This window comes from Labilibaculum sp. (genome assembly GCF_963664555.1).
In the GTDB taxonomy this organism is placed as follows: Bacteria; Bacteroidota; Bacteroidia; order Bacteroidales; family Marinifilaceae; genus Labilibaculum.
In genome coordinates, this window is sequence record NZ_OY761461.1 from 964,247 (window position 1) to 979,807 (window position 15,561).

Sequence of the window (15,561 nt, forward strand, 5' to 3'; positions counted from 1 at the left end):
AATCATCATTTATCAGTTTAAACAGTTACTTTGTGGAACTTTTTTAGACTCAAAAGGAAATAATAATTGATTTGATGAGTTGCGTCTTTCAAATATATTGTAAAATATAAAATTGGATGGTTTTGTGAGTTGCTTTGGTTGATTAATTTTATGTTGTTTTTTCAATGTAAAGTGTCTTTCATTGCACATTAATTTCGTTTTAACTTTGAATCTTAATGATATGAGGAATGGTAAAATTTCTACCCAATTAATGAAAGTATTTAAATTAGTTTGTATCGGCTTATTGTTTATTTTGCCATTTAGTGGAATGGCTCAGTACGACTATGAACATTATGTGCCTCCGTTTTACTGCTCGGCTCAGGTGGGAAAACAAGAACTTTTTTTGTCAACCAATTCTGAAAAAGACCTTAGTGTTTTTATTGAAGATGGACAAGGCAATACAGTAGCAGGCCCGTTTACAATTAATCGTAATCAAAGCAAAACTTATGTATTTAAAACTCCGGGAGGAGCTACGTATAGTTCTCATAATTCGAGTACTTATCCTGATGGGTGTAGTTATTCGTATGGAATTATAGGACCAAAAGAATTAAACAAACCTTTAGATGGGCAGGGGTTAAGAATTTACTCGTATGATGGTCCTTTCTTTGCTAATATAAGGCATGGTTTTAGTAATGGTGGGGAATATGGAGCTTTAACGCATGGAGGTTCTCTTTCGGCAAAAGGAGCGTATGCCAAAGGAAAAGATTTTTATTCCGGGCATTTGTATAGCCACACAATTAATTATTCAGATCCTTCGTATAGTGGAGGTTATCCTATTCGAAGCCACTTTATTTCAGTGATGGCTGTTGAAGATGGGCAGACAACCGTTAATTTTTCTGGAATTAAATGTAAGTACATTACAAAATACGATGGTGCAAATGTAGTTTTAGAATCAATAGATCCTTCTGATGTTATAACAGGAACACTAAGCAAAGGGCAGAGTTATGTTATTGGGGTAAATTTGCATACTAGTCAATTTAGTGGCGAAACTGCCATGGTGCGAAACGGAATGAATGGGACGCATATTACATCAACTCAAAAAATTGTTGTGAATTGTGGTTCATGGACAGCAGGGGCGAAGCCATCTCAAGATATTGGTTTCGACCAGATTGTTCCGGTGGATCAGGTGCGAGATAAATACATCGTAATGAAAGGAGAAGGAAAGGCTGAGCCAGATCCTACTGCTTATTATGCTGGACAGGAAAGAACTATTGTTGTGGCAACCCAGGCAAATACCGAAGTATGGGTAAATGGAAATAATAAAGGTACACTGGCTAATGCTGGCGATTTTATCATTTTGGATGACATTGTTAATCCTAAGGCACTTCCAACACTTTACATTGATACAAAAGATAAAGATGTATATGTTTACCAAACCATGTGTGGTACAAATCAGGACTGGACAAATATTGGACTTAATTTTATTCCTCCTCTTACAGGATTGGGAATTAAGGAGGTTGTGATTCCTCAAGCTAATTACATTACTACCGGTGCTGGAGGTCTTATAAATCCAACGGTTACGGTTTTGTCGCAAAAAAATGTAGATGTACAACGTAATGGAACATCTTTAAGTAATCCTCAGGATGTGCCTGGAACAACCGAATGGGTATATTATAAAGTACCTAATATAAGCGGTGATTGTCGTTTTACAGGGAGTAAAGCTATAAATGTTGCATGGACAGCAAGTTCGAATACTCTTGGTGCTGCAGGATATTATTCTGGTTTTACAAAGGCAGTATCTCCAATTCATCCTGTGTTAAATATAGATAAAGAAATAAGTCTGGTTTGTGAAAGTTATGATGAGAATATAAGTGTTGCTCTTGTAGAACCATTCCCAGACTTTTATGAATGGTATGTAAATGATTTTACAGGGGACCCAATTATTGAGAATGGACCGCTGGTTGTGCCGGCACCGGATGTAGAAACGATCTATTATGTTTTGGGATATTACAGAGATCCAAGTTTGGATCTTTTATTTAATGGTGATTTTTCTGATGGCTTTAATGGCTTTGACTCTGATTACGATATAGTTACCAGTAATCTTGTTGATCCTGGTTATTTCGCACTGGCATCCACCCCTGTAGCAGAAAATCCTGTTTTAGCTGACTTTGGAGCAATGGACGGAGGAAGAATGTTCTTAGGATATTCTGATAGACAAGGAGAGGTGGTTTATCAGGTGAATGAATTGCCTGTAGAAGAAAATTTCAGTTATATTTTTAAGTTGCACGGGCGTTTGGCAAAAGAGAACTCAACTTATAATCAGTCGCTTAAAGTGCTTATTAACGATGAGACAATTATTGAAGATTTTAAAATAGATAAATCTACAGACTGGCAATCGGTTTCAGCTCTTTGGAAACCGGGAACAGCAAGGAAGGCAACCATTAAGATACTTAATCATAATCTTGATACTCAGGATGCTTTTTTTGCTTTGGATAGTATATCATTCGTTCAGGCAGTTCAGGATACTGCAAAATTCATCGCGAAGGTTGTTCCAAATTTCAGTTATGGAAGTGATGGCGATATTGTTCATTTTTGTAAGGGTGTATCGAATTCGTTGGATGTTTCAAATGGAGATATTAGCTGGTACGACTATTCATGGTCTAAAGGTGGTGTTGATTTAATCGATGGAACAGAATTTAGTGGAGTCAAGTCACATGAATTAGTTTTTGTTAATCCTCAGGAATCACAAGAAGGGAAGTATATATGTACTATCGGATTTAAACCGGAATATCAAGACTGTGGAACTTCAGATGCTACGGTGGATGTGACGGTAAATGTGTTGGTTGATGAGGCTGCCACAGTAAAGATTGATGCAGATAAAACTAATTTTTGCTCGGGTGCGACTGCTAATTTAAATGCTTTGGTTACTGGCGATGCTGGTGGAGTTAAATGGTTTGTGAATGGAGGAACATCTCCCGTTTCAGTTGAAAATCCTTATTTGTTCAATTACCCAACAGGTACATATACAGTTCGTTGTGAGGTGGAGAATGGTTGTGGTGTAGATTTTGATGAAGTGGTGATTAATGTTTTGTCATCTCCTGATTTGGTAAGCTTAACTTCAAATGATAATTTGTGTGTAGGTGAGGATATTATTGTGACAGCACTCGCAACGGGTGATGGTACTTTAGTTTATACTTGGGGAAGAGATACTGAAATATTGGCTGAAACCGGAAATATATTGAACTATCCGGCTTCAATGCTAGATCGTGAAGCAACTTTTAAAGTAAAGGTGAAAAGTGTTTACACAATTGCTGGCGAAACAGTAGAGTGTATTAATGGTTCTGGAAAGGCAGTATTCGACTTAAATATTATTCCTTTGGTTGAGTTTGACAAACTTTTAGCAGATGCTGTGGTTTGTGAAGGTGACAATCATTCTTATAGTGTCAATATGAAATATCCAGGTGATTTTTATACTTATTCATGGACTAAGGAGGGAACACCAATAACAAATAACTTATCTTCTTATAATCTGTCAGATGTAAAAGTTACAGATGCAGGAAATTATAGAGTGGATGTTACTAACCAATGTAATTCAGAATTTTCGGCCGCAGATTTAATTGTAACCCCTAAAATTAAAGTAAATGGTTTTAGTTTGGATAAAACAGGGCCATTTTGTAGTGCAGCAAATGTAACTGCATCCTTCAATGTTGATAATAATGGAGCTGTATATATCTATCAGGTAAAAGAGCCCGATGGAACAATTAAAACCATAACTAATCCATATACCTTTACGGTTGATGCAAGCCATCAGGGAATCTGGGAATTTTTTGCTAGTAGTTCTTGTGATGCTCCGGTTTCTTTTAAGCGTACATTAAATATGTTTTCTGATTTTGGTACTCTTTCAGTTGCTGATGTTGGAACTTGTATTGGTGATAATGTAACCTTTGAAGCTAAAATATCTACAATACCTACCGCCACAGTTCTTCATTATGTTTGGACGGACAATTTAGGAAATCCAATTGGAACAGATTCTGATAAATTGGAATTGTCGAATGTTCAGGATGCTGACTTTGGAAATTATTCTGTTCTTGTTACCGATCAGTGCGGAAACACGAAAACAGCAACTGCCAATTTAACGAAAGAAGCTGTTACTTCTCCGGCAACAGGAACATCGACTGTTTGTGTCGGCGATAATTATTCAACGACATTAACTTATTTAGGATCTCCGACTTTCGAATGGAGATTTGGTGATAAGGATTCAGGCCTGATAGTTGGAATGACAGAAACTTTGAGTTTAACAAATGTTAGTTTGGCGGGTGCGGGAGTTTATTATTGTAATGTTACTTTGAGCTGTGGAACTGCAGTTATTCAAAGAGAATTGAAAGTGAATGCTCATGTATCACTTGTTGATCCTGCTGATAAAATAATTGATATTTGTGAGGGAGAAAAACCTTTGCTTAGTTTGCTTACTACTGAGATTAATGGTAATCCTGCTGATTATTCAATTGTTTGGAAAGACAATACAGGAACGAATATCGGAACAGGAACTTCCATTCAGCTGGATGCACATAGTATTGTTGGTCCATATTTATATACAGCAACAGTTGTTGGGGTGTGCGAAACTCTGATAAAGACTTATCGCGTAATTGTACATGCAAAACCAACACTAAGTGCTGTTGACAATAGTATTACTGAATGTTCAGGACCGATAAGTTTAGATGTTTCGGCATCGGGAGAACACAAAGGTATTGTGTGGTGGAAAGATGGAGCTGTAATTACAGATGGTAATGCTGATCCTACTAATTTTGTTATTAATCCCGCTACAAGTCCTTCGGATGATGGTGATTACATTGCAAAAGTGGAGTCGGATTATTGTGGTGATGCTCAAGTAACAATTAATCTAGATGTTAGAAATACAATTGTAGTAACGAATCAATCTCCTGCCTATACAGTGGTTTGTGAAAATGTTGCCACCAATTTATTTGTAACGGCTATAGGTGATGATATTAAATACAATTGGTATAAGACAACCGATCCTGCTACTACCTTATCTGATAAATCGAATTTAGATTTAGGAAAGATTACTTTAGCTAAGGCTGGTGAATATAAATGTGAGTTAAGTAACGATTTAAATTGCGGAAATCAGACGCTCACATTTGATGTTCAGGTTAATAAAGATGCTGCGGTAACAAATCCGTTAAGTGTAACAATGTGTGAAACAGATGCAGATCCTGTTTTTACAGTCACAGGCACAGGTGAGGCTCCGGTAACTTATCAGTGGTATGATAAAAATAATATTGCAGTAGCTGGTGCAACCAGTAATTCATTAACAGTAACTTCACCCGTTAACGGACAGAGTTATTATTGTGTTGTTTCGGGTAGTACTTGTAATACTGCTACTTCTGCAAAAGCAACTCTTACTATAATAAAGAATGTATCTGTTACTGATCCTTCAGATTTAACAATTTCAGATGGTGCAAACGCTAATTTCAGCGTTGTGGCTTCAGGGGAACCATTTTATACTTATCAATGGCAGGAAAATACTGGCTCAGGTTGGAATAATTTATCTAATGGAGGGAAATATTCTGGAGTAAATCTGCCTACATTACAAATAACAGGTGCAGATCAAGCAACTTTTAATGGAAACCAATATCGTTGTGAGGTTATTAGTTCTGGTGCAGTATGTGCGTCATCAGTAATTAGTAATCCTGCGACTCTAACGGTTACAGAGGTTACGAAGATTGCTGTTCAACCAACAAACACTACTGTTTGTTTTAATACCAATGCTAACATTAGTGCTGAAGGTACAACAGCAGGATTAACTTACACCTGGTACTACAAAAAAGGAGCAGGTGCATACGAAACAGCATATGGAAAAGATGGAATAACGATATCCGAAGTTGGACAGGTATCGACATTAACAATTCTTGCTGACGATTTGGATATCAATAATTGGAAGTTTAAATGTGTTGTTAGTGACGGTGTTAGTGCTGATCAGGTGTCAAATGAGATAGTGATTAATGTCTTAGAAGATATTGCAGTAACAACTGCTGATGCGACCTATAATCCTTGCGTTGGTCAGGCATTTTCTATGGCGGTTACTGCAACAGGTGATGCTATTAAATATAAATGGTATAAGGTAGGAGCTGAGGCAACAATATTATCGACGAGTGCTTCCTATAATATGAGTACCATTTCTTTGGTTAAGGCAGGAACTTATAAATGTGAAGTTTATAATGAATTAGCTTGTCATGATGAAGTGAGAAGTTTTGTTGTAAATGTAAAAGCACTGCCAACGGTTACAAATCCTACTGATGTTACTATGTGTGCAAATGATGCAGATCCTACTTTTACTGTAATGGGAACAGCTGAAGGAATTGTAAACTACGAATGGTATGATAAAGATGATAATCTTGTTGTTGGAGCAACAAGTAATATTTTAACAGTAACAAGTCCGGTTAACGGGCAGAGTTATTATGCTGTTGTATCAGGAGATTATTGCTCAACGGCGAAATCGAATAGTGCAAGTCTAACTGTTTTATCAGAAGTTAGTACAACTAATCCTGTTGATATTACTGTTGCCGATGGTGGTAATGCGAGTTTCAAGGTGACAGCATCAGGAGAACCAATTTATTCTTACCAATGGCAAGAGGATTCTGGTTCTGGATTTACTGATTTATCTGACGGAGGGGAATATTCAGGAACTACATCTTCCCAATTAAAACTAACAGGAGTTTTAATGGCAAATGGGTTTGATGGAAACATATACAGATGTATTGTAACCAGTTCCTCTTGTTCAGGAGTTGCAACCAGTTCAGGAGCAGTTTTGACATTGAATAATATTATCAAAATAAAAGATCAACCTGTTGATCAGAAGCTTTGTGAAACCAATACGGCTACTTTCACTGTTGAGGGAACGGGTGCTGTTACCAGTTTTATTTGGAAATATGACAAAGGTACTGGTTTTGTAGATGCCGATGGACAAGATAATATGACTGTTGTAACCGGAGGAGGAATTTCTACATTGACAGTTCCTAATTCAACAATAGTTATGAATTCCTGGACATTCAAATGTGTATTGAGTGATGGATTGACAGATGATGATACTAATGTGGTTCAGTTGGAAGTTTATGAAACTATCAACGTAACAACAGCTGTAACTAATAACCTATCAAAATGTGAAGGAGAATCCCTTGTTCTTCCTGTTGCGACAAGTTCTGGCAGCAATATCCAGTATAAGTGGTATGAAAGTACAAGTCCGGGAGTTGTATTGTCGACAAGTTCGAGCTACGATTTGGGCAATGTTTCATTAGCTAACGAGAAAACATATAAATGTGATGTTTATAATGATCTTGCTTGTGGAGACGCTACTATAAGCTATGTAATAGATATTAAAGAAGATGCAACGGTAACTGATCCTGCGGATAAAGTAATGTGTGCCAGTGATGCCAATCCGGTATTTTCTGTTACAGGAACAGCAGAAGGAACAGTAAATTACGAATGGTTTGATAAAGATGGCACTTCAGTTGGAAATACTTCCAGCCTAACGGTTACGACACCGGTTGATGGTCAATCTTACTATTGTGTTGTTTCGGGTGATGCATGTAATACTGCGACATCAGCAGTTGCGATTTTAACAGTTTACGAAGAAGTATCAATTGTAGATGATCCTTTGAACAGTACAATTCCAGATGGTGGTAATGCAACATTTACAGTAAAAGCTACAGGAGAACCTGATTACATTTATCAATGGCAGGAAGATATCGGTTCAGGATGGAGTAATCTTTCAAATGGAGGGAAATATGCCGGAGTTACAAGTGCAACTCTTATTATTACTGGAGCAGATCAGACAAATTTTAATGGAAATCAATACCGTTGTGTTGTTGGAAATACAAAATGTTCTGCAAATGCAACAAGTAATCTGGCAACATTAACAATTACTTCTGTTGTTAAAATATCGGGGCAACCACAGAATATGGAAGCCTGTTTGGGTGGAGCTGTAGATTTTGAAATTACTGGAAAAACTCTTGGATTGAATTATGATTGGGAGTACAGCACAGATGGTACTACATTCAATACAGTAACCGGAGTTCCAGAATTAAATGTTGTGACAGATGTTAATGGTTCAAAACTTAGAATAGCATCAACAACTCTTGCAATGAACAGTTGGACTTTCCGTTGCATTGTAAGTGATGGTGTAAGTGCTGATGAAACATCTGGTGTTGCTTCATTAAATGTTGTTGAACCGGTTAGTTTTGACGCAATTGACGATCAGAATTTGTGTTTCGGAATTGAAAAACAAATTAGTTTATCCAACTTGATTGGAACAGAGCCAATAACTTTCTCTTGGTTAAAGGATGCTGCTGAAATTTCTACAACATCAAATGTAAGTATTGGAGCTGGTGATAATGGAAATTATAAGTTAACTGCTGGTAATGGCGGTGTCTGTCCTGATAAAAAAGATGATTTTGTAGTTTATCATTATGACGAACTTACAATTGCAGCTTGGAGTAATTCTTCTCAGGTTTGTATTGGAAACAATGAAGTATTATCAGTTGATGTTACCGCGATAGATCCAGCGAAGACAGCAGTTTATAAGTGGTATAAGGATGGTGCGCCTATTGCGATAAGTTCAACTTATACTTTGGTTGCTGCAGATAAGACACAATCAGGTCAGTACAAAGTTGAGGTGTTAGACGGATGTTCAACTAAAACTGTTTTTGGTTATGTGAATGTATATGAGCCAATTTTAGCAAGTAATACATGGGATGCAGAAACAACATTGTGTGTTGGAACTGAATTAAAATTGGAAACTAAAGTTACGGGCGATGTTACCTCATATGTATGGACTAAAGATGGGGTTGGTTTTTCAGCAAATTCAACTTATCTAAAATCCAATGTGAATGGTAGCGATGCAGGTACATATGTTTGCACAGTTTCGGGAAATTGTGGTGCAGATATCGTATACGTAATTAAAGTAAATGTATTGGCAAAACCTGAAATTACAACTGGTATAGATGCTATTGCTACAGTTTGCTCGGGAGATCCTCTTGAGTTAGGGCCAATTTCTGTAACTGGCACATACGATAATCTTATTTGGACATTAAATGATAACTCAACAAATTCGACTGCTGGGACAGTATTGGATTTAGGAACGGCAGAATTAACGGAAGCAGGAAACTATATTGTTGCAGTCAGCAATAAGTGTGGTTCTGACTTTTCTTTGGGAAATCAGGTAATAAATCCTATTCTAGCTCTTGACCCAATTGCACCACAAACAACTTGTGCAGGAAACGATGTTGTGTTTAGAGCAGTTGCAACTGGAGCAAGTCTGAATTATCAGTGGTTGGTTGACGGAGTTGATCAATTGGTGAATTCTTCGGAATTGGTTATTGATGCTGTGGATGTTATAACTTCCGATTTGAATGCATCTGAAACATATAATGTTGAATGTAAGATTACCAGCACAACAGGTTGTGGTGACGATTCTCAATCAACAACGTTAACTGTTAAACCAAACACATTACTTCATACAACACTTAAAAATGTTCCTAAATATGTAGGCGAAACTTATACTATGACTGTTGACGTTAGTGGTGTTGATTTGGTTTTTGAGTGGACTCATGAATTAGCAGATGGAACAAAAGTTCCTTTGACAGAAACAGGACCTTCTGTAACTCTTACTAACATTACGATGGCAGATGCCGGTTATTATACTTGTAAAATTATTGGTGCGTGTGGACAAAGACTTGCTTCTGGTAAATTGACTGTAAAGGAACCTGTCACTATTGTTTCCGGTTTAAATGATTTAGAGGAAAAGTGTATAGGTGATCCTTTAAGTTTGTCAGTATCTGCAACAGGTCAAATCTGGTCTGTTAAATGGTTTAAAAATGATGTTGAAATAGTAGGCGAAACAAGTCTGAACTTATACTATTCGGCTCTTGGTTTAGCAGATGCTGCAGTTTATAAATGTGAGATCGAAGGCGAAGGAATTTCTGTACTAACTGAGAAAACAACAGTACGGGTTTATTCTCAAACTGCTCTAATTACTCCTCTTGAGGATCGTACCTTTTGCGAAGGCATTACAATGGATTGGAATCCTGATATTGACGGAACATCAAGCATGACGTTTGAGTGGACAATGAATGGAGCCTTTGTTTCCGATCAGAAGATACTTCATTCGGATGCATTAGCTTTAAGTGACGAAGGCAATTACGAAATTCAGGTTACAAGTATGTGTGGTGATGTTTCTTCAAGTGCGAATTTAGAAGTTGTACAATTGCCTGTTTATGTTGCCTCAACGGCAGGAACCAGTATCTGTGAAAATGAACCGTTGGTTGAATTTACAGTTGAATATACAGGAGAACAGTTAAAATATCAGTGGAGAAAAGATGGTATTGATCTTCCCGGAAAAACAAGTGAAACCTTAAGTCTTACAAATATTCAGCTTTCGGATGCCGGAGACTATAATTGCAGAGTATATTCTACTTGTGGAGAAGAATTTAGTCCGGTTGCGACATTGAATGTAACAGCTCAATTACAAGTTTTGTCTGATCAGGTTGATATGGAAGTTTGTGCTGGTGAAGATGTATCGTTTACAGCAGATGCTGTTGGTAATAACGTAAACTATCAGTGGAAATTTGATGGAGTGGATATCGTTGATGTTCCGGGAGCAATAAGTGGATCCAATACATCATCATTATCTATTGTATCATCTCAGGTTTCTCATAGTGGTTATTATACTTGCATTTTATCTGATGATTGTACTGATTACCGATCAACGAAACCAACAGAATTAGTTGTTCATGCTCTTCCAAATACTGCGATTTATGGTCGAATGGTACTTTGTGCAAAAGAGGATCGTGTAACTTATGTGCTCAATCAGGTAGGTGCTGATGTTTACAGTTGGAATGTTAACGGTGGTATATTTGCTGGTCCTGAAGAAGGAGCAAAAACCAGAGTTACATGGGAGGAACTTTCTCCGGGCAGTCTTTCAGTTTCGATTATGGATTTGGCAACAGGTTGTAAGTCAAGAGTTGATTCTGCAGTTGTATTAAATTCACTTCCAAATGTGAACTTAACGAATTTAGGCTCAAAAGGAGTTTGTGAAAATGAATTTGTGTTAACCGGTGGTTTCCCTGAAGGTGGAATTTACTGGGTTAATGGAATCTCACAAACAGAATTTAATCCTTCTGATCGTGGTGCAGGAACTTATGCGGTACACTATTCTTATACAGATGGAAACGGATGTTCGAATGTAACACCAATTACCAATTTAACGGTAGATGTTTTACCTGTAGTTGATATTACAGATGATATTACTGTAGGTAGTTGTATTCCGACACCGCTTAGTGCTAAAACAGACGAAGATAATATCCAGTGGTTTAGAATACAGGATAACAATAGGCTTTTACCGGATAATTTAGATAATCCAAACTCAATGAATCCTACATTTACTCCTGGGAAATCACAGGTATTATTGGCAATGGTTAAGGATGAGCATGGTTGTGAAGGAATTGATTTATTAAATCTTTCAGTTGCCCCTCTTCCTGTCGTAACAACCATTAATGATACAACCGTTAGTCAATGCAATCAGTTGGTTTTACAAACAGATATTGTAGGAGATCAAGATGTAATTAGTTGGACAAATCCTGATCATTTGGATCATGCAGATGTAAGAAGTCCAAAAATTATTGATGCACCGGCAGGAACACATACGTATGCCATCAATGTAACTGATTTATACGGTTGCGATGCTGCAGGGGAAGTAACTGTTACCATGGTTGCAGATCCAACATTAGGAGAGGATAAATTTGGTTGCGAAGGTGATAAGTACGAGATAGACATTACTGGGATGGAAAACCCTGTTTGGAGTGATGATGATAGTTCACCGGCAAGAACGATTGACAAGCCGGGAGAATATAAATTGGAAGTTTCCAACGATTATGGTTGTGGTGATGAGCAATTGTTCGTGATTAATCCAAAACCAAACTTAGGATTGAAAGATACTTTGATTTTTGAAGGACAAACAGTGACCTTTGGTCCAAATCTTCCTTCGGATTACGCACCTTACTTTTTTGAATGGCAGGATGGTAGTATTTTCCAAAGATTTGAAGTGTCAGAGACTGGAACCTATAAGCTTAAGGTTGAAGATAATTTAGGTTGTGTGGCTATTGATTCTGCCTATGTGGAAGTGAAGCCTGTTGGAATAGAGTCATCAAATGCATTTCTGCCTTTAGCCGGTGATGGAACGAATGATAGATTCTACGTAGGTGATAATGAGAATATGGGAGGAGGTACTGATGACAGACTTTCCATTATTAAGGAGTATGAGATGTATGTTTATGATCGTTGGGGAGAAATGTTGTACAAAACGAATGAGCAAGGATATAAAGGTGGATGGAATGGACAGTACAAAGGCAAAATTTGTCCGGCCGGAGCTTATGTTTGGGTCGTATTTATAAATGGGGAACTCACCAATAAAGGAACTTTTATGTTGATACGATAATTGCACGAAGATTTTATTTGTAAAATAAATTTAAATGGGTTTTGAGTTTCTATGCAAAAGGAAACTTAAAACTCATTTAAAAATATCTGTTTGTTGATAACATTCTGAACTATTGGAAATGACTTTTTGAAATAAAAAAATAAAATAATGCCGTATTTTATTAACAAAATAAATTTTGGCGCGTATAGTTTGAAATTAACCACTAAATGAAAATTCTCCTTTGGGAGAACTTTAATTATAATATTTATGAAAAAGGCACTATTCGCTTTTTGTATATTGATTGCAGGGATTGTTTCTACGGGTAAAGCTCAGGATATTCGGTTTTCTCAATTTTATGCCAATAAACTTTATTTGAATCCGGCGCTTGCCGGTTCTACTAATTATTCCAATGTTAGCCTAAATTACAGGAACCAATGGCCAAATTTGGATTTACCCTATGTAACCTATAGTGTTTCATTTGATAATTTTTATGAAGCCATAAACGGGGGAATAGGTATTATGGTTATTCAGGATGATCAGGGAGATGGAGCACTTAAAACGACAAATTTTGCTGCGATGTATTCGTTTTACCTTCGGATTAATGATGATTTAATTGTGAGACCAGCCATTCAAGCGTCTTTTTTGCAAAAAAGAGTAGATTGGACAAATCTAGTGTTCCCGGATCAGGTGTCACCAATTCATGGTAAAATATTCGAGCATAACAATAATAATGATCCTGCGAACAGGAAAAAAGATGGATGGGATTTCTCGTTGGGAGCAATTGCCTATTATAAAGATTTTTATTTTGGTATTGCTGCTCATCACCTGGCAAAGCCGGATCTTAGTTTTGATGATGAACAGGAAGATAAATTGGAAACCAAATATACTTTTCATGCAGGAGCTGAATTTGTATTAGGAGGAAGAAGTCGTAGTTATGTTGACAAGTGGATAATTGCCCCGGCCATACTATTTCAACAGCAAGGCGATTTTTCTCAAATGAATTATGGTTTGTATGCCAGCAAGAGTTCGATGGTTTTTGGATTGTGGTTTAATCAAAATTTTGAACTGAATTACGATTCATTTATTGCCATGGTTGGTTTTGTCACCGAAAGGTTTAAAGTTGCTTATAGTTACGACTACGCAATTACAAAATTGATCCATACCAATACAGGAGCACATGAGGTTTCGTTCTCATTTCCCTTGGCATTTGATACCAGTAAAAGGAAACGAAAGATTAAAGCCGTCCGTTCTCCGGTATTTTAAGATTAATAGAAAGAATAAATATAAACTATAAAGAAAGGGCTGTCATTATTGGCAGCCCTTTTTCATGTTTGATTCAAATTTAATTATTTAATCCTTTCAATAAATTTGGCCCTAATTTTTTTCAGTAATTCAAGGTCAAGATTTTCAGCATAAATACGAATCATATCTACAGCTTTAAAATTGTCGTAAATAAAGCCTAGAGAGGCATCAAAATGAAACATCTCCATATTGTATTTCACTTGCTGTGTCAAGTGCTCAAATTGTTTCCAGTTTAGCTTTTTTGGAATGGTAAAATAGCCATGGTTTGGTTCAATGTGATCAGAGAAATATCCATTACCAAGCTCATCCAATGCAAAAAACTTATCCAATTGAATCATTGCTTTGGAGTTGTGAGGTATCGATGCATTCGATTTTAAATTAATACCTTCTTCTATATAGCACGACTGTAAATCTTTTATTTGATCATATTGGGTTAACCTTCTAATTCTAATTACATGATAAACATCGTTATAAATTGTAATGGTACCCATCGCAGCATGAAAATCTACTTCAAAATACGACATGATTTTTTGAGTAACCCGTGTAAACTCTTCTAAATCACATTTTTTGTCAGTTACCAAATAAATGTAATGAGGCTTAATGTCTTTTTGAATTCCTTCATAATATTCATAGTAGCCGGGAAAAGGGTTGGTAGCTTCTAAAACAATTGTATTAGGCAATATTTTGCTGTCAATAACTTCAAGGGTTTCCTCTTTAAGCAGGCTTCCGAATTTAACTACAAAGTTCTTATCAGTCATAGGAGAAGGATTTTCAGGTTTTTATTGAGATTGTCTTATTTAAACTTAGTAAAAATTGCGAGTAAAAACAAGGCCTTAAACGCTTTTAAATAAGGTAATTTTTCGTTAATGATCTCTTGTGAAAATAGGATCATTTTTTTTTGAAAGCATTGGATTGTACATGTATCCATCCAAATCAAAAGCTTTTAATTCTTCGGGATCGGTAATTTTATTCTGAATAATGAATCGAGTCATTAATCCTCTTGCTTTTTTGGCAAAGAAGCTAATCATTTTGTATTCCCCATTTTTTAAGTCTTTAAAAATAGGAGTGATTATTTCGGCTTCAATCTTCTTTTTATTGATGGCTTTAAAGTATTCGTTAGAGGCTAGATTTATTAAATGATTGTGATTGTTTTCTTTTAAACTTTGATTAATTGATTTGGTGATTGATTCGCCCCAGAATTGATACAAATTATCTCCTCTGCCCGTTTTTATCTTTTTGCCCATTTCAAGACGATAGGCCTGAATCAAATCCATTGGTTTAAGAACGCCATATAGTCCGGAAAGGATTCTAAGATCGGTTTGGGATCTTAGAAAATCTTCCTCAGAGAAAGAGGAGGCATCAATACCCGTATAAACATCGCCTTTAAAGGCCAATAAAGCTTGTTTTGAATTTTCTGCTGTAAAGGGAGTATTCCACTCGTGGAATCTTTCAAAATTCAGTTGTGCAAGTTTCGGACTGATTCCCATCAGGTCGGCAATGTCATCGACTTTCAGTTTTCGAAGCTCTTTGATTAAAAGATTGGATTCTTTTAAAAATGAAGCATCAGAATGTATGTTTGAGAGTGCCGGACTTTCAAAATCCAGTGTTTTGGCAGGTGATATTACAATTAGCATAGAGTATTTTTTATGATTGAATTTAAAATTACTTATAATTGCCTGAAACATCAATAGTGTTTATCATTATTGATAAAGACTTAGTTTTTGTCTATGAACCAATCCTAAAAAACAAAAGGGTGCTCTGATTAAGAACACCCTCTGATTTAACCGCCTCAA

The 15,561-nt window shown here is 36.5% G+C and carries 4 protein-coding genes; 2 read left to right on the forward strand and 2 right to left on the reverse strand.

What is annotated here, in order from left to right; genetic code table 11:
• Positions 1 to 250: 250 nt before the first annotated feature.
• Entirely contained in the window at positions 251 to 12,487 is a 12,237-nt protein-coding gene (locus tag ACKU4N_RS04065) for a T9SS type B sorting domain-containing protein (protein WP_321320825.1), read from the forward strand.
• A gap of 246 nt (positions 12,488 to 12,733) precedes the next feature.
• Positions 12,734 to 13,729, forward strand: coding sequence for a PorP/SprF family type IX secretion system membrane protein (locus tag ACKU4N_RS04070; protein ID WP_321320827.1), 996 nt, complete (start codon positions 12,734 to 12,736; stop codon positions 13,727 to 13,729).
• Between the two features lie 83 nt (positions 13,730 to 13,812).
• Here ACKU4N_RS04070 and ACKU4N_RS04075 read toward each other — a convergent pair whose 3' ends face one another.
• Positions 13,813 to 14,526, reverse strand: coding sequence for a hypothetical protein (locus ACKU4N_RS04075; RefSeq protein ID WP_321320829.1), 714 nt, complete (start codon positions 14,524 to 14,526; stop codon positions 13,813 to 13,815).
• 105 nt (positions 14,527 to 14,631) lie between these two features.
• Entirely contained in the window at positions 14,632 to 15,402 is a 771-nt protein-coding gene (gene yaaA, locus ACKU4N_RS04080; protein WP_321320831.1) for a peroxide stress protein YaaA, read from the reverse strand.
• Positions 15,403 to 15,561: the final 159 nt, after the last annotated feature.

Bases quoted from the DNA above. Each gene is read 5' to 3' on its own strand.
- ACKU4N_RS04065 (WP_321320825.1), top strand. From the start codon at position 251: ATGAAAGTATTTAAATTAGTTTGTATCGGCTTATTGTTTATTTTGCCA.
- ACKU4N_RS04070 (WP_321320827.1), top strand. From the start codon at position 12,734: ATGAAAAAGGCACTATTCGCTTTTTGTATATTGATTGCAGGGATTGTT.
- ACKU4N_RS04075 (WP_321320829.1), bottom strand. From the start codon at position 14,526: ATGACTGATAAGAACTTTGTAGTTAAATTCGGAAGCCTGCTTAAAGAG.
- yaaA (WP_321320831.1), bottom strand. From the start codon at position 15,402: ATGCTAATTGTAATATCACCTGCCAAAACACTGGATTTTGAAAGTCCG.